This is a genomic window from Microtetraspora niveoalba (assembly GCF_001570405.1).
In the GTDB taxonomy this organism is placed as follows: domain Bacteria; phylum Actinomycetota; class Actinomycetes; order Streptosporangiales; family Streptosporangiaceae; genus Microtetraspora; species Microtetraspora niveoalba.
On the sequence record NZ_BBYM01000007.1, the window covers coordinates 92547 to 113623 of the forward strand.

Below are 21077 nucleotides of genomic sequence, written 5' to 3' on the forward strand. Positions count from 1 at the left end.
GGCGGAAGACGCCAGGAGGTACGGCACGCCCGGGCCACGCCCACGCGGACGCGGCCCGGCGTTCCGGTCAGACGGCGGAGTCCGCGCGGCCGAGGATCTTCGCGACGGCCGTGCCCAACGCGGCCTCCGGGTCCGACGGCAGGGAGGCGGCCCGCCAGCCCACCATGTGGTCGGGGCGGACCAGCAGGACGCCGTCCTCGCCGACCTCGGAAGCGGCCCGGTAGTCGCCGTAGCTGTCCTCGTAGTCGCAGCCCCGGCCGATGCTGTGCACCCGGATCGGCAGGCCGAAGCGCGCCGCGACCGCTTCGGCGGCCGCGCGCCAGGCCGCGCCGCCGATCCCGGTCAGCAGGGTGAACTCGCCCCTGCCGCACAGGTCGAAGGTGGACACCCGCCGCTGGTCGCGGGTCACCCACACATGCGGCAGGTGCCGTCCCGGGCGGGTGGTCCGGAAGTAGTAGACCTCCTCGTCACGCGGCGCGGGCACCTCGGGCGTGCCGTCCGGGACGACGGCCGCGGACGTGTAGTGCTGATTGGTCTCGACGCCGTGCGTGTTGAAGCACATGAGCGTGGCGTGCAGCGCGTCGTCGAACGTGCGGCGGCGCCGACCCGCCTCCGCGGTCGGCTCGGACAGCCGGTCGATCGCCTCACGCATCGTGTTCTCGTCCGGCGCGGTCGGCAGTTCGAGCGCGGCGAAGATCGGCGGCATGAGGTGCGCGCTGCGGGTGGCCCGCTGCACGATCTGCTTGGCGACGGGCGCCCGCTCGTCGCGGTAGGTCTCGAGCAGCGAGGGCGCGGCCTGGCCACGAAGGACCAGCGCGAGCTTCCAGCACAGGTTGTAGCTGTCCTGCATGGAGGTGTTGGAGCCGAGGCCGTTCATGGGCGAGTGCCGGTGCACGGCGTCACCCACGCAGATGACCCGGCCCCGCATGTTGTCCGTCGCGTACACGTCGTTGACGGCCCAGGTGGAGATCGACAGCACCTTCACCGGGACGGTGTCGTCGCCGATGAGCTGGTGCGCGATCCGGATGCCGTCCTCCTCGGTGAACGTGGGCGTGCCCTGCGACTCGTCGTAGCCCCACACGCCGACCCACCGGGTCCACGGGCGGACGACGCGCAGGACGCCGATGCCGTTGCCGTCATGGCCGACCCCGGGCTGTACCAGCCAGTACATGTCGCCCGGCCGGTGTTCCACGAACCGGGTGAGGTCCGCCTCGAACACCACGTTGATCGAGCCGCCGGTGCCCATCTCACCGACCATCGGCAGGCCGAGCCTCTCGGCGACGACGGACCTGCCGCCGTCGGCGCCGATCAGGTACTTGCTGCGGATGCCGTATTCCTGGCCGGTCAGCCGGTCGCGGACCAGGGCGGTCACGCCGTCCTCGTCCTGGGTGAACGTCACCAGTTCGGTGTTGAACCGTACGGAGGAGCCACGCGTGGACGCGGCGTCCACCAGGATCGGCTCCAGGATGTGCTGCGGCAGGTCGCACACCGAGCAGGGGCTGGCGAGGTCGTGCTCGGCCTTGAAGTGCGGGTGGGTGTACCAGGTGCGCAGCCGGCCCAGCTCGTTGCCGGCCAGGCTGGTCGCGTAGACGTGCTCGCCCATCAGGTGTTGCGGCGTCGCCTGCCTGATCACCTGGTCCTCGACGCCGAGGTCGCGCAGCACCTCGACGCCACGCTGGTTGGTGATGTGCGCGCGGGGCGTGTTCGAGACCCCGGCGTACTTGTTGATCATCACGTTCGGGATGCCGTACGTCGCGAGCAGCGCCGCGGCGGTGGCGCCGGCGGGCCCGGCGCCGACGATGAGGACTTCGGTCTCCAGGACGGGGGTGAGGTTGTCCATCTGCCAGTGACTCCTAGATGTGGGGTGTCGCGACGGCCCGGCCTGCGGCGGGCCCCGGGGGCCGGTCCGTTGCCGGGAGGGCGCCGCAAGGTCAGTGCCGGTGGCCCCAGATGTCGGGCCCGGGGATCTCGGTGACCTGCCAGGTGGCGTCGTCGATCAGCACGCCGCCGCAGCCGAACTCGGTGTGCACCCCGACGGGGGACTCGGCGTAGAAGGAGAACATCTTGTCGTTGGTGTGCTGGCCGAGCGTCATGGTGACCGGCACGTCGCGGTCCAGCACCAGGTCGTACGTGCGGCCGACCTGCTCCATGTCGGGGACCTCGAGCATGAAGTGGTGGAGGAAGGGGTGCTCGATGCCGAAGAACGGGCCGTCCACGAAGGCGATGCTGTGGTGCCGCGGATTGGTGTGCAGGAACGTGGCCCGGAACGGCGCCCGCATCGTGTCACTGATCTTGAAGCCGAGCACGTCGGTGTAGAACGCCTCCTGCGCGGCGACGTCCGGGCTGGCCAGGACGACGTGCCCGAGGCCGAGGTCGCCGGTGATGAACCGTTCGATGTCGCGGGCGGAGGTGAACTCGCCCTCGCCGCTCGCCTGGCCGTGGTACAGCTCCACCCGGTTGCCCGCCGGGTCGAGGAAGTGCGCCATGCCCTCGACGCGGCGGACCTCCAGTTCGCGCTGCGTGGCCGACTGCGCCCGGACGCCGTGGTCGCTCAGCTCGTCCATCGCGGCGCGCAGCGCGTCGGCGTCGGCGAGTTCCCACCCGTAGTAGGCGCCGCCGTCGCGGTCGGCCGTCTCGACGGTGACGCGGTGGTGCCGGTCGTCGATGCGGAAGTGGGTGGCGCCGTCCTCTCCCGCGACCCGCTGCATGCCGAGGATGTCCGTGGCGTAGGTGGCGAACGCCTCCGGCTCCCGGGAGTGGAGGCCGAGGTAGCCGAGCTGCTTGATGTCCATGTGTCTCCTACCTGACTGGTGGTGGCCGGCCGTCAGTTCGCGTCGGCGAGGAAGTGGCGGAGCAGGGCGGCGTAGTCGCGGGCGCGCTCGATCTGCACCCAGTGCCCGCAGTGCGGGAAGACGTGCAGCTCCGCGTTGGGCAGGTGCTGCTGGAGGTACACGCTGGAGTCGGGCGTCACGAACCGGTCCTCGCGGCCGTGCACGATCAGGAACGGGTGCGGCATCCGGCGCAGCGCGGACGGCGGGACGGCCGCCTCCGCCGGGGTCGAGACCGCGGAGAAGAACCGCTCGTAGGACCGGCGGACCTCCGGGCGCATGACCTCCTGGTAACGCTGCTCGACGATCGACGAGATCGATTCGCTCAGCGCGCCCTCGTCGTGGACGAACCACCTGGTGAGGTTCTCAAGGGCGCTGATCGTCGGGTCCTTGTAGAAGGAGACCATCCGCATGACCTCGGGCGTCGGGTGCATGCTTCCTCCCGCGCTGCCCATCAGGGAGATCCGGGCGAAGCGGTCCGGCGCCGCCATCACCAGGTGCATCGCCAGGGCCCCGCCCATCGAGTTGCCGACCAGGTGCGCCCGCTCGATGCCCAGCCCGTCCATCAGGGCCAGCACCTGGTTCACCCGCAGCCGCAGCCAGCCGATGAGGGTGGGCGGCATGTCCTCCGGGTGGTCGGTACGGCCGTAGCCGACCAGGTCGGGCGCCAGGACCCGGTAGTCGCCGGAGAGCAGCGGGACGAAGTCACGCCAGTTCGACGAGGCGTTCGCGCCCGGGCCGCCGCCGTGCAGCAGGATCACGGTTTCGGAATTCTCCGCTCCGCTCTCCAGAAAGAATGTGGAGTAGCCGTCTGTCTCGACAGTATGTTCGGTTACCTGGGTCACGCGTATCGGGTTCCTTTCCTCACGTGTCGGACTGCTCGGCCGGGGTTCCGTCGGTCGCCGCCCCAGGCGGCTGGCAATCATGCCCCGCGCTGTGCCAGCATTCGTCCAGGCCCCGGGTGATTGACCGCCGACCCGGACTCGGAGATCAGGGGGCCTTTCCCAGTGACCCGGCCGTCGCGTCCCGGCATGGACGGCAGCGGCTTTCGGTCACCTTCACATGCGGCGAAGTCAGCTTGTGCGGTGTTGACTCACCGTAGCCGGGCGGCAGGCGGACGCGCTTCGGACGTTCTGTCGCCGCTTGTCGGACGTGATCCGACGAAGTGTCGAAGGAGAGGACCACCCCGATGAGCCTTGATGACACCCTCCAGGATCTGGCTGATCGATTGGGCGCCCCGCTGGTCGTGCTGGACCTCGACCTGAAGGTCGCGGCGTACAGCGTCCACGACACCGACGCGCGCCGCTCCCGGCTGGCCCGGCTGCTGGCCGGATCCCTGGCGCCGCTGACCGAGGCCCTGGTCAGGGCGTACCGGCTGCGCACCGTCGCGCACCCGGTGCGCGTACCGGCCGATTCCCAGTGCGACGCAAGGGTCGTCATGCCGCTGCGTCACGAGCAGCACCTCCTCGGCTATGTCTACTGCGTGGACGACCGGCCCGGCGGGGAGACGCCGGCCGACGCCATGCGGGCTTTGGAGGCCGCCGGTCCGGAGATCGGCATGCTCCTCGCGTTGCGGCTGTCGGACCTGCGCCGCAGCGTGGAGCACGCGAGATCCCTGCTGTCCGCCCTGCTGAGCGACGCGCCGGAAGAGCGCGGGCGGGCCGCGGAGTCCCTGCTGCGGGAAGGGCTGATCGAGGACGTCGAGCACTACTCGGTGCTGGTGTGCCGGGCCCCCGAGCCGTACCCGCGGTCCGTCACCCGACTGGCGGTCGAGGCGACGCTGGAGTTCACCACCCGCTCGACGACCGTCAAGATCGTCGGCGCGGTCCTCGGCGTGGAGGGGGTCGTGCTGTTCCCCCGCCCGGTCAACCCGGCCAGGCTGGACCGCGTCCTCGCCTCTCCCGGCCTGGAGCACGTCACGGCCGGGGCCGGCGGCGTCAAGCGGTCGCTGACCGAGGCGGTGGAGTCCTACCGTGAGGCGCAGATCGCCTACCGCGCCTCACGCGCGGACCCGCGGCGTTATGGCAGGCAGGTCTTCTGGGACGACCTGGGCCTGGACCGTCTCCTCCTGCAACTGCCGCTCGACCGGCTGACGTCCGGCCACCTGCCCGCCGGAGTGCGGCGGTTGCTGGCCTCCCCGCACAAGGCCGAACTCGTCTCGACCCTGCAGACCTACCTGGACAGCGGCGGCGAGATCCAGCGGACCGCCCGACGGCTGGCCATCCACCGCAGCACGTTGTACTACCGGCTCGACCGGATCCGTGAGGTCACCGGCTGCGACATCTCCGACGGCGCGGTACGGCTCGACCTGCACGCCGGCCTGCGGATCGCCCGCCTCGCCGGACTCTGCTCGGACGAGTGACGCCCCGGGCGGCGGATCGCGAGCCCGTCCTGTGGCCAGGTGCGGGGGCGTCGAGCGCCGCGAGGAAGTCGCGGCGCTCTTCGGGCGTGTGGTGGAGATCACGCGAAGGTTTGCCCGGGTCGCCCCACTGCCGACGGCAGCCCGGCTCGCGCGGGGATCCTCACCGGTCGCGCCTCTCCGTCACCGGGACACGAGGAAGGCGAGCATCTCGGCCCGGGTCTGCTCGTCCGGCTCGATCGCCGCCGCCCGCCGGACCCAGGCCCCGGCCTCGTCCGGTACGGCCGACGCCGGCCAGGCGGCCAACGCCCCCGTCGCCGCGCGCCTGAGCCGGGTGATCCGGTTGCGCAGGGCCACCCGGATCAGCGGCAGGCCGATCCCGGGAAAGGCGTCCAGCCTGGAGACGACGGACTCCAGAGCCCGATCGGCGGCGTACTCCTCCCCGAGGTCGTAAACGTCGCCGGGGCCGTTGGCCAGATCGGACAGGGGGAGCAGTCGCTCGGCGAGGACGCACAGCCGTTCGGCCTCCGATGACGTGGCGGCGCCCAGCGCCGACCACCAGACGAACCCGTCCAGCGGGTCGATCTCCAGACGGGCGACGGCCTGCGGGACGACCGGCAGCTCCAGCGGCCCGGCCGCCCAAAGCGCGTCGTGGAAGCCGGGGTCGCGCGGATCCGCGAGGTGCCCCAGCACGAGATCGCTCCATCGGGGCTCGGCGAGGCGATCCTGGTAGCTCCGGCGCAGCCGTGCGATGTCGTCGGACGGCCACCGGGCGCCGTCGCCGGGGTCGCGCAGGTAGCCCAGCACTCCCAGCAGGCCGTGCAGCCTCCGGAGCGTGGCCTGGCGGCCGGCGAGAAGCTCGGCGAAGCGTCCCATCGCCGGCAGGGCGTCGTCGTAGTCGCTCATGTCCTCGGCCGGGCCGCCCAAGGCCAGGGCGGCCAGGATGTCCCCGGCGCCGTCGAGCAGGGCGTCGTCGACGTCGCTCTCGACGAGAGCGCGCCAGAGGCCGCCGGTCGTGGCGGCGATGTAGGCGAGGTACTCGTTCATGATTCCGTTGCGGAAGCCGTCCCGCAGCAGCCACGCTTTGATCTCCGGATCGTCGCAGCCCTTGAGTCGTTCCACCGCGTGGATCCGGCCCCAGCCCTCGACGCGGCGGGCCAGCTCGTACACGGCCCGCTGCCGGTCCGGCTGGGTGCGCACCAGGGCGACGACCGCGTACAGGGTGAGCTCCTCCAGGGTGCCGAGCAGGAGCAGCAGGTCCCGGTCGCGCTGGTCGCCGTACGCGCCCACCAGCACCAGACCGATCTTCACCGTGTCGCGGCGGGTGCCGTGCTCCGCCAGGTGGCGTCCGAGTGCGCGGATCCGGTCGCCGGGCAGCCGACGCAGCCGGGTCTGTTCGACGAGGTCGTCCGCGACGGCGATCGCCGACGTGCCTGCGGACCGATCGTGCAGTCGCGACAGGTCCTCGCGGGCGGGTCTCCGGGTGGTGGCCAGCCTGTCGAGCAGGTCGGCGATCTCGGTGACCGCGCCGGCGTCCGGGGTGGCGCGGAAGTGGTGGCTCTCGATGCCGTCCCTGACGACGCTGCTGATGAGGGGCCCGCCGTCGCTCGGAGGAGGCGGATCATCGGGGAGCGTGTGTGCCTCTTCCGGCCAGGGGCCGGGACCGTGGCGCAGGGACATCGCGAGCGCGTGTGCGAGGAAGGTGGGGCGATCGTCGACGGGGTCGTCGCCCAGCTTCCACATGCCGGGGTTCACCGGCTGGGGCGGTGGCCGCCCTTCCCATAGATCATGTCCGTCATGATGGCCCATCCGCCGCGTACGCCGCAATCCGGACGCGTACCCGGATCAGGGCGCGGGCCGGACATGGATCTCGACCACCCGGTCGTCCGGGTCGCGCGTCAGATGCCGCCCCGGAGGGAGCCCGGCGGCGGCGAGGGTCGCGAATCCCAGCCGGAGGGCGCCGGTCGTACGGCCCCTGAGCGCGGGATAGATCTCGAAGACCGTCCCGTCCGGCAGGACGGCGGCGAAGTGCTCCGGCCCGTCGCCGTGCCGCTCGAGGCGGAAGTCCATGCCCAGGGAGGAGTAGAAGTCGCGACACTCCCCGGGACGCGTGGTGTAGATGACCAGAAGGTTCGCCCGCACAGTCTCATTGTGGAGCGGAGGCGCGGCTCGATCTCCGGGCTCGGGGCCGTTGCCTCGGGAAACAGGAAATCCCAGGCCGCGGGGCCTGGGATTTCCGATGGTGGACGATACTGGGATTGAACCAGTGACCTCTTCCGTGTCAGGGAAGCGCTCTCCCGCTGAGCTAATCGTCCTTGGCGTGGGGCCAGAGGTGGAGACGGGATTTGAACCCGTGTACGCGGCTTTGCAGGCCGCTGCCTCGCCTCTCGGCCACTCCACCACGTAAAGCTCCGAGCGGAAGACGGGATTCGAACCCGCGACCCTCACCTTGGCAAGGTGATGCTCTACCACTGAGCCACTTCCGCGTGATTTCCCGCCCCCTTGGAGGCGGCCTCACGCAGAGAACTCTAGCGAATCCGCGCCGACTCCCCAAATCAAGCGGGAGACCCTGGAGATGTAAGCAGCTAACATTGCAGACGCTAGTTACCAAGTGTGGGAAGAGTGGAACCATGCGGGACAACGAGGTCGTGGAGATCGGGCCGGAACCCCTGGCCTTCGGCGATGTGATCAGCGTGGCCAGGTACGGCGCCGCCGTACGGCTCACGGACGACGCGATCGCGGAGATGGCCGCGTCCCGGGGCAGGATCGAGGAACTGGCGGAGGGGGACACCCCCGCCTACGGCGTCTCCACCGGGTTCGGCGCCCTCGCCACCCGGCACATCGACCCGGCGCTGCGCGGCCGGCTCCAGCGCAGCCTGATCCGCTCGCACGCCGCCGGGTCGGGCCCGGAGGTGGAGACCGAGGTCACCCGGGCCATGATGCTCCTGCGCCTGCACACCCTCGCGACCGGTCACACGGGCGTGCGCCCCACGACCGCCAGGGTCCTCGAGAGCCTCCTCAACGCCGGGATCACGCCCGTGGTCCACGAGTACGGCAGCCTGGGCTGCTCCGGCGACCTCGCCCCGCTCTCGCACGTCGCGATGACGATCATGGGCGAGGGGGTCGTCCGCGACCGCGAGGGCCGCGTCCGGCCCGCCGACGAGGCGCTCAAGGAGTACGGCGTCGAGCCGGTCGAGCTGGCCGCCAAGGAGGGTCTCGCCCTCATCAACGGCACCGACGGCATGCTCGGCATGCTCGTGCTCGCCATCCACGACCTGGAGCGGCTGCTCAGAACGGCGGACATCAGCGCCGCGATGAGCGTCGAGGCCCTGCTCGGCACCGACCGGGTCTTCGACGCGGCGCTCCAGGCGCTGCGCCCCCACCCCGGCCAGGCGGCCGCCGCCGCCAACATGCGCGCCCTGCTCGCCGACTCGGGGATCATGGCCTCGCATCGGGACGGCTCCTGCACCCGCGTGCAGGACGCCTACTCGCTGCGCTGCGCCCCCCAGGTCGCCGGAGCCGCCAGGGACACCGTCGCCCACGCCGCCACCGTCGCCGGGCGCGAGCTGGCCAGCGCGATCGACAACCCGGTGGTGCTCGCCGACGGCCGGGTCGAGTCGAACGGCAACTTCCACGGCGCTCCCGTGGCGTACGTGCTGGACTTCCTGGCCATCGCGGTGGCCGACGTGGCGTCGATCGCCGAGCGCCGGACCGACCGCATGCTCGACGTCGCCCGCAGCCACGGGCTGCCCGCGTTCCTGGCCGACGATCCCGGCGTCGACTCCGGGCACATGATCGCCCAGTACACGCAGGCCGCCATCGTCTCGGAGCTGAAGCGCCTGGCCAACCCCGCCAGCGTCGACTCGATCCCCAGCTCGGCGATGCAGGAGGACCACGTGTCGATGGGCTGGTCGGCGGGGCGCAAGCTGCGCCGGGCGGTCGACGGCCTGACCCGGGTGCTCGCCGTCGAGCTGCTCACGGCGGCCCGCGCGGTCGACCTGCGCGCGCCGCACGCCCCGGCCCCGGCGACGGGGGCGGTGACCGCGCTGATCCGGGAATCGGTCGCGGGCCCCGGGACGGACCGGTTCCTCGCGCCGGAGATCGAGGCGGTCGTACGGCTCGTCGACGAGGGGGCCGTGGTCACCGCCGCCGAGTCGGTGACGGGGCCGCTGAGCTGACCGCCGCGGCCCGTCACGGCCGATCCACCTGATTCACCCGGTCCACCCGATCGGGCCGGCCCGGCGCCCGGCCGCACCGGTCCGATCGGTCCGCCCCGTACGCGGCGCCGCCGCGCGGCGGGGGTCAGGGGATCGCGGCGATCACCTCGACCTCCAGCAGCGCGTCCGGCAGGAAGAGCCGGCCCACCTCGACCGTGGTGCTCGACGGCGGCTCCCCGGTGAGATAGCGCGCCCGGGCCTTCGCGTAGTCGAGCAGCCGGTCCATGTCGGTGACGAACGTCTTGACGTGGATCACATCGTCGAACGAGCTTCCCTGGTCCGCGAGGATCCGGCCCAGGCACTCGAAGACGTACTCCGACTGGCGGGCCATGTCGCCCTCGCCGACGACGCGGCCGTCCCCGTCCGCCGCGACCTGGCCGGAGACGAACAGCAGGTCTCCGAAACGCACCGCGTGGGAGTATCGGCCGTTGGTCGGGGGGACCGTGGAGGGGTTGATCCGCACCGCGGCCTTCCGGCTCCCGGGCGAGCCGGAGGCCGCGACGGGGCCGGTCGCGCGGATCTCACCCCCGGCCGGGGCGCTCCCGCCCGGGGCCGCCGCGTCCGCCGCCCCGGCGGCCCAGCGGACGACGGCGGAGAGGTCCTCGGAGCCGAGGCCCGCCGCCTCGGCCGCGGCGAGCAGGTCGCGGGCCGCGGCGGCCACCGTCTGGCCCGCCCCGGTCCCGCCGGTCGCGAGCCGCAGGTCCTTCGCCGCCAGGCCCAGCGCGTACCGGGTCTCGGCGGGGCCCGTCGCGGCGGCGTCCAGGCGGCCGGCGAGCGCGCCGAGCGGGGTGCCGGCGAGGATGTCGAGGAAGACGTCGCGGCCGACGCCCAGCCTCTCGGCGTACGCCAGGTTCTCGGCGAGCATCACCTGGGCGGGGACGAGCGCGCTCATGACGGCCAGCTTGAGCGCGGCGCCCGCGCCGAGGCGGCCGACCTCGCGCACCGTCCCGAAGACGGCGAGCACGTCGCGGCAGCGGGCGAGGTCCTCGGTCGAGCCGCCGGCCAGGACGACCAGCCGCCCCTCCTCCGCGGGGGCCACGCTGCCGAGGACGGGCGCGTCCACCAGGCCCGCCCCGGACGGCAGCGTCCGCCGGAGCCGGGCCACGGCGTCGGGGCCGATCGTGGACATCTCGACGATCAGCGCGTCGGGACGCAAGCCGGGCAGCGCGGAACGCGTCACGTCCTCGACCGCGTCCGGGTCGGCCAGCATCGTGAGGACCAGGCCGGCGTCCGCGACGGCCTCCGCCGGGGTGGCCGCCACCGTGGCCCCGGGGAACTCCTTGCGCGTGCGGTTCCAGACGGTCACCTTGTGCCCGGCGTCCACGAGGCGCCGGGCCATGGGGGCGCCCATGCGCCCCAGTCCGAGAAAAGCGATCACGGGTGGCGACTGTAGGTCGGCGCCGAGCCATTCCACCAGCGACTAAATGTCATGCTATCCATGCGCTCAGGTCATGGATGGAGGGATCGTGTTCGACACCGACGCGCTCAGCCTGCTCGACGCCGTCGCCCGCACCGGGTCGTTCACCGCGGCCGCGGCCGAGCTGAACTACACGCAGTCCGCCGTCTCCCGGCGGATCGCCACCCTGGAGGCCCACGCCGGTGGCCCGCTGTTCGAGCGGCTGCCCCGGGGCGTACGGCTCACGCCCGCCGGGCGCGCCCTCCACCGGCACGCCGTGGACGTGCTCGACCGCCTGCGCTCCGCGGCGGAGGAACTGTCGGCCATCCACCGGGGCGTCGCCGGGCGGCTGCGCGTCGGGGCCTTCGCCACCGCCAACGCCGCGCTCGTCCCCGGCGCGCTGCGGGCGTTCCTGCGGCACGCCCCGGACGTGGAGACCCGCATCGTCGAGGGGCCGAGCGACCGGCTCATGGGGCGTCTCGCGGACGGCGACATCGACGTCGCCGTGGTCAGCGACTACCCGTCGGGGCTGGAGGAGGGAGCGGAGACCACGCTCACCCCGCTCCTGGAGGACGAGTTCCTGGTCGCGCTGCCGAGCGGCCACCCGCTGGCCGGGCGTACGGCGGTCGACCTGCGCGACCTCCGGGACGAGAGCTGGATCGAGGCGCCGCCGCGCGGGCACACGACGATGCTCGTGACCTCGTGCGCGCGGGCGGGTTTCACGCCGAGGACCGGCTTCCGGGTGGCGGAGTGGACGGGCAAGTTCGGTTACGTGGCGGCGGGTCTCGGCGTCACCCTCGTCCCGGCCATGGCGGCGGCCGGCGTCCGCCACCGCGCCGACCTCGTGCTCCGCCCGCTCGCGGAGTTCGCGCCGCGCCGGGCGGTGTACGCGGCGCTGCCGTCCGCGGCCCCGCTCCCCGCCGCGCTGACGTTCCTGCGGCTGCTGCGGGCCGAGGTGCGCGCGGGCGTGGACCGTCCCGCGGACCCGCGAGCGGGCGGTGAGGTGGAGACGGCGTCACGGTGACGCGGGTCCGTGACGGGGGAGCGGCCCGGCGACGGTGAACGCGGCCGCGGTGGGCCCGGGCGGGGGACGGGAGAGGGCGGTGGCCGGAACGGGCGAGAATGGAGCGGTGCACGACGCCTTCGCCCATGTGGGCGGTCGCCTCGCCACCGGACTGCGCGACGTGACCACCGATCCCGCCGCCCTCGACTCCGCCGGGTGGTGGGCCGTCGTCGTGACCTACGAGGGCAAGGTCACGTGCGCGCGCTTCGACGACGTGCGCCCCGCGCCGCTGCCCCGGCCGCGCGGCCCCTGGCCGGGCCCGGCCCGCGACGCGTGGACGACCTCGCTCGACCGGGAGGCGTACGAGCGGGGCGTGCGCGCGATCAGGGAGCACATCGGGCGGGGGGATGTCTACCAGGCCAACCTCTGCCGGGTGTTGTCGGCCCCGCTGCCAGGGGACGCCGACCCCGCGGCCCTCGCCGTACGGCTCGCCGAGGGCAACCCGGCGCCGTACGCCGCGGTGATCGACGTGCCCGGCCGGACGGTCGTGTCGGCCTCGCCCGAGCTGTATCTGTCGCGGGCCGGCGACGTCGTCGAGTCGCGGCCGATCAAGGGCACCGGGGTCACGGCGGCGGACCTGCTGGAGAAGGACCACGCCGAGAACGTGATGATCGTCGATCTGGTGCGCAACGACCTCGGCCGGGTCGCCGAGGTCGGCTCCGTCACCGTGCCCGCGCTATGCGAGGTCGAGGAGCACCCGGGCCTCGTCCACCTCGTCTCGACCGTACGGGCCAGGCTGGCGCGGGGCGCGGGGTGGCCGGAGCTGCTCGCGGCCACGTTCCCGCCCGGCTCGGTGACGGGAGCGCCCAAATACACGGCGCTTCAGATCATCGATCGGCTCGAACCGGAGCCGCGGGGGCCGTACTGTGGGGCGGTGGGCTGGGTCGACGCCGACCGGCGGGAAGCCGCGCTGGCGGTCGGCATCCGCACCTTCTGGGTGGAGCAGGGCATGATCCGTTTCGGCACCGGAGCGGGCATCACGTGGGGTTCGGACCCCACGCGGGAGTGGCGCGAAACCGAGTTGAAGGCGTCCCGGCTCATCGGACTCGCCTCGCGGAGCTAGCACGAGCAGGGATGGAGATCTAGATGGCAGTACCCGTGTGGGTCAACGGTGAATTGCTGGACCCGGAGAAGGCCGTCGTCTCGGTCTTCGATCACGGGCTGATGGTCGGCGACGGCGTCTTCGAGACGGTCAAGTTCGTGAACGGGCGGGCGTTCGCGCTCACCCGCCACCTGGACCGGCTCGCGCTCTCCGCCAAGCGGATGGACCTGCCCGAGCCCGACCTCGGCGCCATCGCCGACGGCGTGCGGCAGTGCCTCGCCGCCGCGCCCGCCTGGCCGCTGGGCCGGATCAGGATCACGTACACCAGCGGACCCGGGCCGCTCGGCTCCGACCGCGGGTCGGAGGGGACCAACGCGGTCGTCATCGTCGCGGAGCAGAAGCCCTTCCCGGAGACGGCCGCGGTGACCGTCGTGCCGTGGCCGCGCAACGAGCGCGGCGCGCTCGCCGGGGTCAAGAGCACCTCCTACGGCGACAACGCCAAGGCCCTGGCGTACGCGAAGGAGCGCGGCGGCGGCGAGGCGATCTTCGCGAACCTGGCCGGCGACCTCTGCGAGGGCACCGGCAGCAACATCTTCGTCGTGACCGGCGGCCGCCTGGTGACGCCGACGCTGGCCTCCGGCTGCCTGGCCGGGGTGACCAGGGCGCTCGTCCTGGAGTGGTGCGGCGGCACCGAGGAGGACGTGCCCCTGTCCGCGCTGTACGAGGCCGAGGAGGCGTTCCTCACCTCGACCACGCGCGACGTCCAGCCGATCCGGCTGGTGGACGACCGCGAGCTGCCGCAGGCTCCCGGTCCTGTCACGCTGGCGGCGATGAAGGCGTTCGCCGAGCGCTCGGCGGCCGATCTCGACCCGTGACCGGTCAGCTTCCGTAGGCGTACTGGGTCTGGGCGTTGAACTCCTCCACGGTGACGGCCTTGGCGGGGTCGGTGCGCGGGTCGTCGATCCGCAGGACGTCCAGACCCTTGGTGATGTCGCTCGAATAGATGTGGCCGTTGTAGTAGTACGCCGACCACGATCCGCCGACGCGCAGCCCGGCCCGCAAGGGGCCGCGCTCGAAGAACGCGATCTCCGCGGGGTGGTCGGAGTCGGTGAAGTCCCAGACGGAGACCCCGCCCTGGTACCACGCCTGGACCATGATGTCCTTGCCCGGCACCGGGATCAGCGCGCCGTTGTGGGCCACGCAGTTCTCCTCCGGCCCCTGCGGGCGCGGGATCTTGAAGTAGCCGTGCCGTACGAGCTCCCGCGAGGGGGTGATCTCGTACACGGCGTTCGCGCCCTTGGTGTCGTTGCCCGAGGAGTCGCAGGTCGCGACCATGCCGCCGCCCAGCTCGTCGCCGAAGACGACCTTGGTCCCGGTGTCGTTGAACGTGGCCGAGTGCCACAGGGAGAAGTTCTGCCGGTCCGTCACGGTGGTGATGACCTGCGGACGGGCCGGGTCGGAGATGTCGAGCAGGTAGCCGTCGCCGTAGCACGCGGCCGCGGCCAGCTTCTTCGCCGGATAGACCGTGATGTCGTGGCAGCCGCCGTACCCGCCGCCGCCCTGGTGCTCCTTGAAGAGGGAGGGGGTGGCGACGACCTTCGCGGCCTTGGGGTCGCGGACCGGCACCTCGACGATCGAGATGCCGTCGTGCGGTGCCGGGCAGTTCGGCGCGCCGGGGTCGGGCCCGCCGGCCGAGACGTACACGTAGAGGGTGTCCGCGTCCGGCCCGGGGACGATCACATTGGTGTGGGAGCCGCACTCGGTCGCCACCGCGGCCAGGTACTCGGGGCGGGCCTTGTCCGAGATGTCGAAGATCCGGATGCCCTCCCAGCCGGACTCGGCCGCGCGGGACATGAGGTCGCTCTCGCAGGTGTCGCCGGCCCGAGGGTCGTCCACCGAGACGATCAGCAGGTCGCCGGAGACGGAGACGTCGTTCTGCCCGCCGGGGCACAGTACCCGGGCGACCACCTTCGGGTGCGCCGGGTCGGAGATGTCGTGGACGGTGAAGCCGTCGTAGTTCCCGGCGAACGCGTAGTCCCCCTGGAAGGCCAGATCGGTGTTCCAGGAGTGCTCGCCGTCGAACGGCGCCTCGAGGGGGACGTTGGCGACCGGCGTGATGTTGTCGCTGTGCAGGATCTCGTCGACGCCGAGGTCCGCGCTGGCCCGCGCGGCGCCCCCCGAGGATGACGGCGCGGACGCGGCGGACGACCTCGACGGTGTGGCCGTGGACGCGCCGGAGCCCGAGGTGCAGGCCGTCGCGCACAGCGCCATCGCCAGGCACGCTGCCAGTCCCGCACGCTTCACTGTTCCCCCTGGATCTTGGAGACTGCCGCACTATGGACGTTATGTCGGGCAGATATGGCGTGCGTGGCGCTTTTGTAACAGTTGTGGGGGCAGTTCTGATCTCGGGCGCGGCAGGCTGCGCCGCCGACACCCCCGCCGACCGGAGGGCCCCGTTCGTCGCGGGATCCGGTGCGCCCGTCGTCGTGCCCGGCGCTCCCGGAGGGGCCGCCCGTACGGCGACGCCGGGGGAGCGGATCGGTGAGTCGGACGCCCGGACCGGCGCCGCGGACGTGCGCTTCGCCGAGGCGATGATCCCGCACCACCGGCAGGCGCTGGAGATGGCGGGACTGGTCGCCGGCAGGGACGCCGGAGCCGAGGTGGCCGCGCTGGCCGGGCGGATCGCCCAGGGCCAGGGACCCGAGATCGCGACGATGACGTCGTGGCTCGCGTCCCTCGGCCGTCCCGCCCCCGCCGCACACGCCCACGCTCGCCGGGACGCGTACGGCATGGCCACGCCGGAGGAGATGAACCGCCTGCGTGGCGCTCGGGGCACCGCCTTCGACACGCTGTTCCTACGGTTGATGATCAGGCATCACGAGGGAGCGGTGCGGATGGCGGAGGAGGAGCTGCGCGACGGCGCGGACCGCCTCATGCGGGAGATGGCCCGTGACGTCGTCTCCGGGCAGCGGGCCGAGATCGGCCGGATGCGGCGGATGCTCGCCGCTTAGGAGTCCCGCGGCCGGTACGCCCGCGCGTCGGCGGGACACCCTCGGCCGCGGCGGCGCCGGTGAGAACACCTAGGAGCGCCGACCGGGCGGGAGCGGGCCGGATCGGGATCGGACCGGGGGCCTGTGGGGGCAGACCGCCGGATCGGGAACGCGCGGGGAGTGGGGGACCGGGGTCAGGAGCTCCAGAGCATGTTGGTGAGCTCTTCGTCGAGGTCCATGAAGTCGGTCTCACGACCGGCGGGGACGAGCTCGAACGTGCGGTGCAGGAACTGCGTCAGCGGAGCCAGGGGCACTTCGAACAGGGCCTGTCCGAACGGGGACGTGAGGCTGATGTTCAGGGTGCGCTCTCCATCGGAACGGGCGGGCCACACCTGGACGTCCCCTTCTCCCACGCGCCGGACGATGCCGACGGTCAGGAGTTCGCGGGCGAAGATCCACTCGACCGGTTCGTCGTTCCCCACGTGGAATGCCATGCGTATGGCGTACGGGTCCTCGGCCGTGTAACTGAGCCCGGCGAGCAGGGGCACGGTAGTACGGTCGGGGACCACAAGCCGAAGGCCCAGCTCGGCAGTGACGGTGGTGCTGTGCATCGTCAGCCAAACCTTTCGTGACGGGTCCCCTCACAGGGGCTTGCAACTGCTCTCACGGACTTGCTGCCGTCCGCGGAGCTATGTACGCGAACGAAGAAACCCGTAGGAGAGATTCCGCTTCCTGGGCCTTCTGTAACGCATCTCACAGGTAGACATTTGAGCATCTACCTGCCCAAACATCGCTAACAGCCGCATGTTGGCGCGGGTTTTGCGTGTCGATCCGGCTGTCGTGGCGAAGTCTTGCACAGTACAAATGATCTTAGCCTGGGACGTATCGGGGGACTCTGGGGCATCACGATGCTATGACAACACGGCGCCGTCCCGCCGGTCCGGGTGGAAACGATTCGGTGAGGACCGGCCCCGATCACTGTGGCGGGGGCCCGGCGGGTGGCCCGCGCGGCACCGATGGGGAGCCGCCCTCCGAGGCTCGGGCGTGGTCCGCCCCCGGGTGCCGGCGGAAGGGCGCGTCGTGGGAGGGGCCGCGCGCCCGGTGGTGTCGCCCGGGTGTGGTGTCGGCGGAACGTGGCCGCCGGGCCGCGGGGAGGCGGGTGAGGGGCCGTGCCCGCTTCGCTTCGCCAGGACCCCTCCAAGTGCGGTATGGTTTTCCCCGTCGGCGCCGCGAGGGGCCGATCATCCCGGGCGATTAGCTCAGCGGGAGAGCGCTTCGTTCACACCGAAGAGGTCACTGGTTCGATCCCAGTATCGCCCACCATATAGATGCAGCTCAGAGGCCGGACCCCGATATCGGGGATCCGGCCTTTCGCGTCCTGGACCGTGGTCGGACCGCGGGATCAGACGTCACGTCCCGTCTCGGACCGTCACGGACCCGCCTTCCCTGGCACCTGGCGATCTCTCGCGGGTTGATGCCTGCCTGGCCGTCGCTGGACTGGCTTCGGTGGCCGGCGAGCTCTCATTCTGATCTTCGTGCCCCCCGTGCCGACGCGAGCGCTCGTCGCTGGAGCGCTCGCCGTCATGTACGCCGTCATGCGCGTCGCCATCGCCCCGATCGAACTCGGAGGCCAAGCAGCGAGTTGCCTTAGTCAATCAGTCGGTATATATCGATCACATGAAACACAGATCGATGCAGGAGCCCACATTCCTGATCCTGACGTCACTGGCAGCCGGACCTCAGCACGGGTACGGCATCATCACGGACGTTCTGCGGATCTCCGCTGAACGGGTACGGCTACGCGCCGGCACGCTCTACGCCGCGCTCGACCGCCTGCAAGGGGAAGGCCTGGTCGAAGCCGACCGCGAGGAGATCGTCGACGGCCGCGCACGGCGTTATTACCGTCTGACTTCCGAGGGTGAGTCCCGCCTGTCCGTCGAAGCCGAGCGACTGCGCCGCAACGCGGAAACCGCCACCTCGCGACTGCGTGCCCAGCTAGGCCCGGCGCTCACTGTGAGGCTGCGCGCTCTGGGCGCCCCTCGCCGTGGAGCGGCCTTGGCCACCTCGCCGGGGAGCACCGCATGACCCCGCTGGAACGGCGTTACCGAAGGCTGCTGGCGTGGTACCCCGAGGCGCACCGCGAGCAGCACGAGGAAGAGATGATCGCGGTGCTGCTCGCGGGGGCGGATCCCGGCCAGGACCGGCCGACCGCTCGCGACACGCTCGACCTGCTGCGCGGGGGCCTCGCGATCCGCCTGCGCCATGCCGTCGGGCCCGGGTCGCGTCGGCACTGGCGTGCTGCCCTCAACATCACGGCATTCATCCCACCGCTCGTGCTCTTTCTTATGGCGATCTTCCGAGCCGGAGCACTCGCCGGTCGGCTCAACTTCGATTCGGCACTGGGAACGCTCGCCTCCGCCCTGCCGTACGGTTTGATCTTGTTGCTGACCTGGCGCAAGCGACCGAAGGCCGCAGCCGCCTGCGCGTGGGGCTGGACGGTGGTGGCCGCGTTGATCCTCCTCAACCTGGGCGTCAACGACCTGTCCTCTGACGACATGGTTGTCAGCATCGGGGTGAGCATGCTTCCCAACTGTGTGTGCGCCGCGATGCTGACCTTCGCGCCTTCACCAGGGCCGGCTCCGTTGGGCGCTCCGCGGCTACTGACCTGGACGGCCATAGTGCTGGCCACTTTGGTCGCCGGCCGCCAGGTCTCTTTGGCGTGGGGGACTCAACTTCCCTTTGTCGTATTGCCCGTTGTCGTGCTGGTAGTGGCGGCCGTGAGGGCACTGCGCTCCTCCATCGGTCGCCGAGCGGTGATCACCGTGCTGCCGTTCCTCGGCGTGTTCTTGCCAAAGCCCGGGGTCGGCGGTCTGGCGATGCTGGCGACGCTCGCCCCTCTCTCGGTAACGATCCTGGCGGTCACAGCATGGCTTGCGAGAACCGACCATGCCATCTCAAGGTCGTCGAACGGATAGTGACACCCTCGGCGCGGTTTCAGGATTCGACCGACGCAAACGCTTGATCCGGCGTTGAGGAACATCTCTGCGAGATCGTGCGCTGAGCACGGTTGATCGCCCGCCGCGAGCCAGGCCTCAAGGACATCGGCCGTGCGGCCGGGCAGGACGTCGATGCGCTCGCGGGTCTCGGCGTCGATGAGCACCTCGAGCGCGCAGGCTCACTACCATGCTGATCATGGAGAAACCGGACCCTCGCCGCACCGCATTGCTCCTTGTCGATCTGATGACGCGCATCGTCGAGCAGCCCACGGCACCACATGCCGGATCTGCCGTGGTCGCCCGCTCCCTCGCGCTGGCCGACGCGGTGCGAAAGGCGGGAGGTCTCGTTGTCGCAGTGCGGGTCGAGCGGCCGGGCGTCGCGGAGCAGCCACCGGGCAGCGAGCTGGTGGAAGGGGTGTCCGGCGACCTGGAGATCGTGAAGCGCACCTGGGGCGCGTTTCACAACACCGGGCTGGAGGAGGCATTGCGGGAGCGCGCCATCGACACTCTGATCATCACCGGGATCGCCACGAACTTCGGCGTCGAGCAGACCGCGCGTTTCGCCGACGAGTTCGGCTTCAAGGTGATCCTGCCCGAGGACGCGGTCACCGCGCTCGACGCGCACGCCCACGAGTTCGCGTTCGAGTATGTCTTCCCGCGCATCGCCGCTGTCAGCACCACCGCCGAGGTCGTGGCAGCACTCGAGTGAGAGCAGTACGGACTCGAACCGGCTGGAGCGCCATGGCCACCAGGGGCGGCCATTGCAACGCCAGGCCGCCGAAGACGAGACTCGCACAGTGATCGTGCCGTTGCACGACACTCTGGCCGTCGGCGCGCTCGCCTCCATCGCGCGACCGGCCGGTCGTACTTCCGAGCGCCTACGCCACCTGCTGCGACCGGCGCCGCGTTCCGTTGCCGGTCCCTGTCACCTGTGAGAGCTGACGGCTGCCCGGCGCGGCGACTGTCCGATCACCGGTCAGGCGATGACGCAGTGCGTGCCACTGAAGATCGTCGGCATGCATTTGTTGCAGTGGATGCACAACGATCGGGTGCCGGAGTCCTGCCGGACGCGGTCGATCAGGTCGGGCTCGCGGAGCAGGGCGCGCCCCATCGCGACGAACTGGAAGCCCTCGGCCATCGCCAGGTCCATCGTGGCGCGCTGGGTGATGCCTCCCAGCAGGACCAGCGGAAGCTTCAGCGCGGCGCGGAACTGGCGGGCGCTGTCCAGCAGGTACGCCTCCTGGTAGGGGTAACTGCGGATGAACCGGTCGCCGACGAGCTTGATGCCGAGCCGCATGGGCTGCTTGAACGTGGCGGCGAACTCCGAGATCGGCGCGTCGCCGCGGAAGAGGTACATCGGGTTGAGCAGTGAGCTGCCGGCGGTCAGCTCCAGGGCGTCGACGCTGCCGTCGCGCTCGAGCCACTGGGCGACCTGGAGGCTCTCGTCGAGCCAGAGGCCGCCGGGCACGCCGTCGTCCATGTTGAGCTTGGCGAGGACGGCGATGCGGTCGCCGACGGCGTCGCGTACGGCCCTCGCCGCTCCGAGGGCGACCTTGGCCCGGTTGGTCAGGGTGCCGCCGTACCCGTCGCGGCGCTTGTTGATCTTCGGGCTGAGGAACGAGCTGGCGAAGTAGTTGTGCCCGAGGTGGATCTCGACGGCGTCGAAGCCCGCCTCGATGGCGAGCAGCGCGGCGTCGGCGTGCGCCCTGGTGATGCGCTCGATGTCGGCGCGAGTCGCGCTGCGGGTGAGCTGCATGGCCTGCGCGTTGAACGAGACCGACGGGCCCAGCGCGGGAACGCGGTTGGACTTGCCGTTGGCGACCGGCCCCGCGTGCCCGATCTGTGCCGAGGCGGCCGCGCCCTCGGCGTGGACCGCGTCGGTGAGGCGGCGCAGTCCGGGCAGCGCCTCGGGCCGCATCCAGATCTGGTCGCGCTCGGTGCGGCCCTCCGGCGCCACGGCGCAGTACGCGACGGTCGTCATGGCGACGCCGCCCGCGGCGTGCCGCCGGTGGAACTCGATCAGATCGTCGCTGACCAGTGCGCCTTCGGTCATGCCCTCGAACGTCGCGGCTTTGATGATCCGGTTGCGCAGGGTCAGCGGGCCGAGTTCGGCCTGCCCGAACACGTCGGGGATCGATGAGGTCGTGTTCATGTCGCTGGTCTCCTCCGGGGCGAGTCTCGCTGCG

18 protein-coding genes and 4 tRNA genes are annotated in these 21077 nt (G+C 71.5%); 10 read left to right on the forward strand and 12 right to left on the reverse strand.

Annotated features, from left to right (window positions below):
* Nucleotides 1-67: 67 nt before the first annotated feature.
* The 3 genes from AWQ70_RS07195 to AWQ70_RS07205 form a co-directional block, all read right to left on the reverse strand.
* Nucleotides 68-1840, reverse strand: a complete 1773-nt coding sequence (locus AWQ70_RS07195; protein ID WP_067171972.1) for an FAD-dependent oxidoreductase — start codon at nucleotides 1838-1840, stop codon at nucleotides 68-70.
* A gap of 91 nt (nucleotides 1841-1931) precedes the next feature.
* Entirely contained in the window at nucleotides 1932-2792 is an 861-nt protein-coding gene (locus tag AWQ70_RS07200) for a VOC family protein (protein ID WP_067171974.1), read from the reverse strand.
* 32 nt (nucleotides 2793-2824) lie between these two features.
* Nucleotides 2825-3589: an alpha/beta fold hydrolase gene (locus AWQ70_RS07205; RefSeq protein ID WP_218004450.1), complete on the reverse strand. Its 765-nt coding sequence runs from the start codon at nucleotides 3587-3589 to the stop codon at nucleotides 2825-2827.
* A 428-nt stretch (nucleotides 3590-4017) separates the two neighbouring features.
* Between AWQ70_RS07205 and AWQ70_RS07210 the strand changes: the two genes are divergently transcribed.
* Nucleotides 4018-5190, forward strand: a complete 1173-nt coding sequence (locus AWQ70_RS07210; protein ID WP_067171979.1) for a PucR family transcriptional regulator — start codon at nucleotides 4018-4020, stop codon at nucleotides 5188-5190.
* 180 nt (nucleotides 5191-5370) lie between these two features.
* On the opposite strand, the gene AWQ70_RS07215 is transcribed toward AWQ70_RS07210, so the two are convergent.
* The 5 genes from AWQ70_RS07215 to AWQ70_RS07235 all read right to left on the reverse strand — a co-directional run bounded on the left by AWQ70_RS07215 (nucleotide 5371) and on the right by AWQ70_RS07235 (nucleotide 7673).
* Nucleotides 5371-6942, reverse strand: a complete 1572-nt coding sequence (locus tag AWQ70_RS07215) for a hypothetical protein (protein WP_084516612.1) — start codon at nucleotides 6940-6942, stop codon at nucleotides 5371-5373.
* A 90-nt stretch (nucleotides 6943-7032) separates the two neighbouring features.
* Nucleotides 7033-7329, reverse strand: a complete 297-nt coding sequence (locus AWQ70_RS07220) for a VOC family protein (RefSeq protein ID WP_067171982.1) — start codon at nucleotides 7327-7329, stop codon at nucleotides 7033-7035.
* A 98-nt stretch (nucleotides 7330-7427) separates the two neighbouring features.
* Nucleotides 7428-7502, reverse strand: a tRNA-Val gene (locus AWQ70_RS07225).
* 15 nt (nucleotides 7503-7517) lie between these two features.
* Nucleotides 7518-7588: transfer RNA gene (locus AWQ70_RS07230), tRNA-Cys, on the reverse strand.
* Between the two features lie 13 nt (nucleotides 7589-7601).
* A tRNA-Gly gene (locus AWQ70_RS07235) sits at nucleotides 7602-7673 on the reverse strand.
* 144 nt (nucleotides 7674-7817) lie between these two features.
* On the opposite strand from AWQ70_RS07235, the gene hutH reads away from it, so the two are divergent.
* On the forward strand, nucleotides 7818-9365 hold the full coding sequence (hutH, locus tag AWQ70_RS07240) for a histidine ammonia-lyase (protein ID WP_067171984.1): 1548 nt from the start codon (nucleotides 7818-7820) through the stop codon (nucleotides 9363-9365).
* A 124-nt stretch (nucleotides 9366-9489) separates the two neighbouring features.
* Here the strand turns inward: hutH and AWQ70_RS07245 are convergent, their stop codons facing one another.
* On the reverse strand, nucleotides 9490-10782 hold the full coding sequence (locus tag AWQ70_RS07245) for an NAD(P)-binding domain-containing protein (protein WP_084516641.1): 1293 nt from the start codon (nucleotides 10780-10782) through the stop codon (nucleotides 9490-9492).
* Between the two features lie 88 nt (nucleotides 10783-10870).
* On the opposite strand from AWQ70_RS07245, the gene AWQ70_RS07250 reads away from it, so the two are divergent.
* From AWQ70_RS07250 to AWQ70_RS07260, 3 genes are all read left to right on the forward strand, one after another.
* Entirely contained in the window at nucleotides 10871-11824 is a 954-nt protein-coding gene (locus AWQ70_RS07250) for a LysR family transcriptional regulator (protein ID WP_084516613.1), read from the forward strand.
* A gap of 106 nt (nucleotides 11825-11930) precedes the next feature.
* Nucleotides 11931-12926, forward strand: coding sequence for an anthranilate synthase component I family protein (locus AWQ70_RS07255; protein WP_067171991.1), 996 nt, complete (start codon nucleotides 11931-11933; stop codon nucleotides 12924-12926).
* Nucleotides 12927-12949: 23 nt separating this feature from the next.
* A complete protein-coding gene (locus AWQ70_RS07260) occupies nucleotides 12950-13780 on the forward strand; it encodes an aminotransferase class IV (RefSeq protein WP_067171993.1) in 831 nt (276 codons plus the stop codon).
* Nucleotides 13781-13784: 4 nt separating this feature from the next.
* On the opposite strand, the gene AWQ70_RS07265 is transcribed toward AWQ70_RS07260, so the two are convergent.
* Nucleotides 13785-15209 (reverse strand): LVIVD repeat-containing protein, encoded by a 1425-nt coding sequence (locus tag AWQ70_RS07265; protein ID WP_067171995.1) that lies wholly within the window; start codon nucleotides 15207-15209, stop codon nucleotides 13785-13787.
* Nucleotides 15210-15292: 83 nt separating this feature from the next.
* On the opposite strand from AWQ70_RS07265, the gene AWQ70_RS07270 reads away from it, so the two are divergent.
* Complete coding sequence (locus AWQ70_RS07270; protein WP_245646810.1) at nucleotides 15293-15916, forward strand: DUF305 domain-containing protein; 624 nt, start codon at nucleotides 15293-15295, stop codon at nucleotides 15914-15916.
* A 173-nt stretch (nucleotides 15917-16089) separates the two neighbouring features.
* Here the strand turns inward: AWQ70_RS07270 and AWQ70_RS07275 are convergent, their stop codons facing one another.
* Nucleotides 16090-16506, reverse strand: coding sequence for an SsgA family sporulation/cell division regulator (locus tag AWQ70_RS07275; protein ID WP_067171997.1), 417 nt, complete (start codon nucleotides 16504-16506; stop codon nucleotides 16090-16092).
* A 637-nt stretch (nucleotides 16507-17143) separates the two neighbouring features.
* Here AWQ70_RS07275 and AWQ70_RS07280 point away from each other — a divergent pair.
* From AWQ70_RS07280 to AWQ70_RS07295, 4 genes are all read left to right on the forward strand, one after another.
* Nucleotides 17144-17218: transfer RNA gene (locus AWQ70_RS07280), tRNA-Val, on the forward strand.
* A gap of 369 nt (nucleotides 17219-17587) precedes the next feature.
* Nucleotides 17588-17980 (forward strand): PadR family transcriptional regulator, encoded by a 393-nt coding sequence (locus tag AWQ70_RS07285; RefSeq protein ID WP_067171999.1) that lies wholly within the window; start codon nucleotides 17588-17590, stop codon nucleotides 17978-17980.
* A complete protein-coding gene (locus AWQ70_RS39785; protein ID WP_067172001.1) occupies nucleotides 17977-18870 on the forward strand; it encodes a hypothetical protein in 894 nt (297 codons plus the stop codon). The genes AWQ70_RS07285 and AWQ70_RS39785 overlap by 4 nt, the downstream gene beginning before the upstream one ends.
* Before the next feature lie 208 nt (nucleotides 18871-19078).
* On the forward strand, nucleotides 19079-19600 hold the full coding sequence (locus tag AWQ70_RS07295) for an isochorismatase family protein (protein ID WP_218004451.1): 522 nt from the start codon (nucleotides 19079-19081) through the stop codon (nucleotides 19598-19600).
* 267 nt (nucleotides 19601-19867) lie between these two features.
* Here the strand turns inward: AWQ70_RS07295 and AWQ70_RS07300 are convergent, their stop codons facing one another.
* Nucleotides 19868-21043 carry an NADH:flavin oxidoreductase gene (locus tag AWQ70_RS07300; protein WP_067172003.1) on the reverse strand — a complete coding sequence of 392 codons (1176 nt, stop codon included), beginning with the start codon at nucleotides 21041-21043 and terminating at the stop codon, nucleotides 19868-19870.
* Nucleotides 21044-21077: the final 34 nt, after the last annotated feature.

Bases quoted from the DNA above. Each gene is read 5' to 3' on its own strand.
- AWQ70_RS07275 (WP_067171997.1), bottom strand. From the start codon at position 16,506: ATGCACAGCACCACCGTCACTGCCGAGCTGGGCCTTCGGCTTGTGGTC.
- AWQ70_RS07285 (WP_067171999.1), top strand. From the start codon at position 17,588: ATGCAGGAGCCCACATTCCTGATCCTGACGTCACTGGCAGCCGGACCT.
- hutH (WP_067171984.1), top strand. From the start codon at position 7,818: ATGCGGGACAACGAGGTCGTGGAGATCGGGCCGGAACCCCTGGCCTTC.
- AWQ70_RS07210 (WP_067171979.1), top strand. From the start codon at position 4,018: ATGAGCCTTGATGACACCCTCCAGGATCTGGCTGATCGATTGGGCGCC.
- AWQ70_RS39785 (WP_067172001.1), top strand. From the start codon at position 17,977: ATGACCCCGCTGGAACGGCGTTACCGAAGGCTGCTGGCGTGGTACCCC.
- AWQ70_RS07295 (WP_218004451.1), top strand. From the start codon at position 19,079: ATGCTGATCATGGAGAAACCGGACCCTCGCCGCACCGCATTGCTCCTT.
- AWQ70_RS07195 (WP_067171972.1), bottom strand. From the start codon at position 1,840: ATGGACAACCTCACCCCCGTCCTGGAGACCGAAGTCCTCATCGTCGGC.
- AWQ70_RS07300 (WP_067172003.1), bottom strand. From the start codon at position 21,043: ATGAACACGACCTCATCGATCCCCGACGTGTTCGGGCAGGCCGAACTC.
- AWQ70_RS07200 (WP_067171974.1), bottom strand. From the start codon at position 2,792: ATGGACATCAAGCAGCTCGGCTACCTCGGCCTCCACTCCCGGGAGCCG.
- AWQ70_RS07260 (WP_067171993.1), top strand. From the start codon at position 12,950: ATGGCAGTACCCGTGTGGGTCAACGGTGAATTGCTGGACCCGGAGAAG.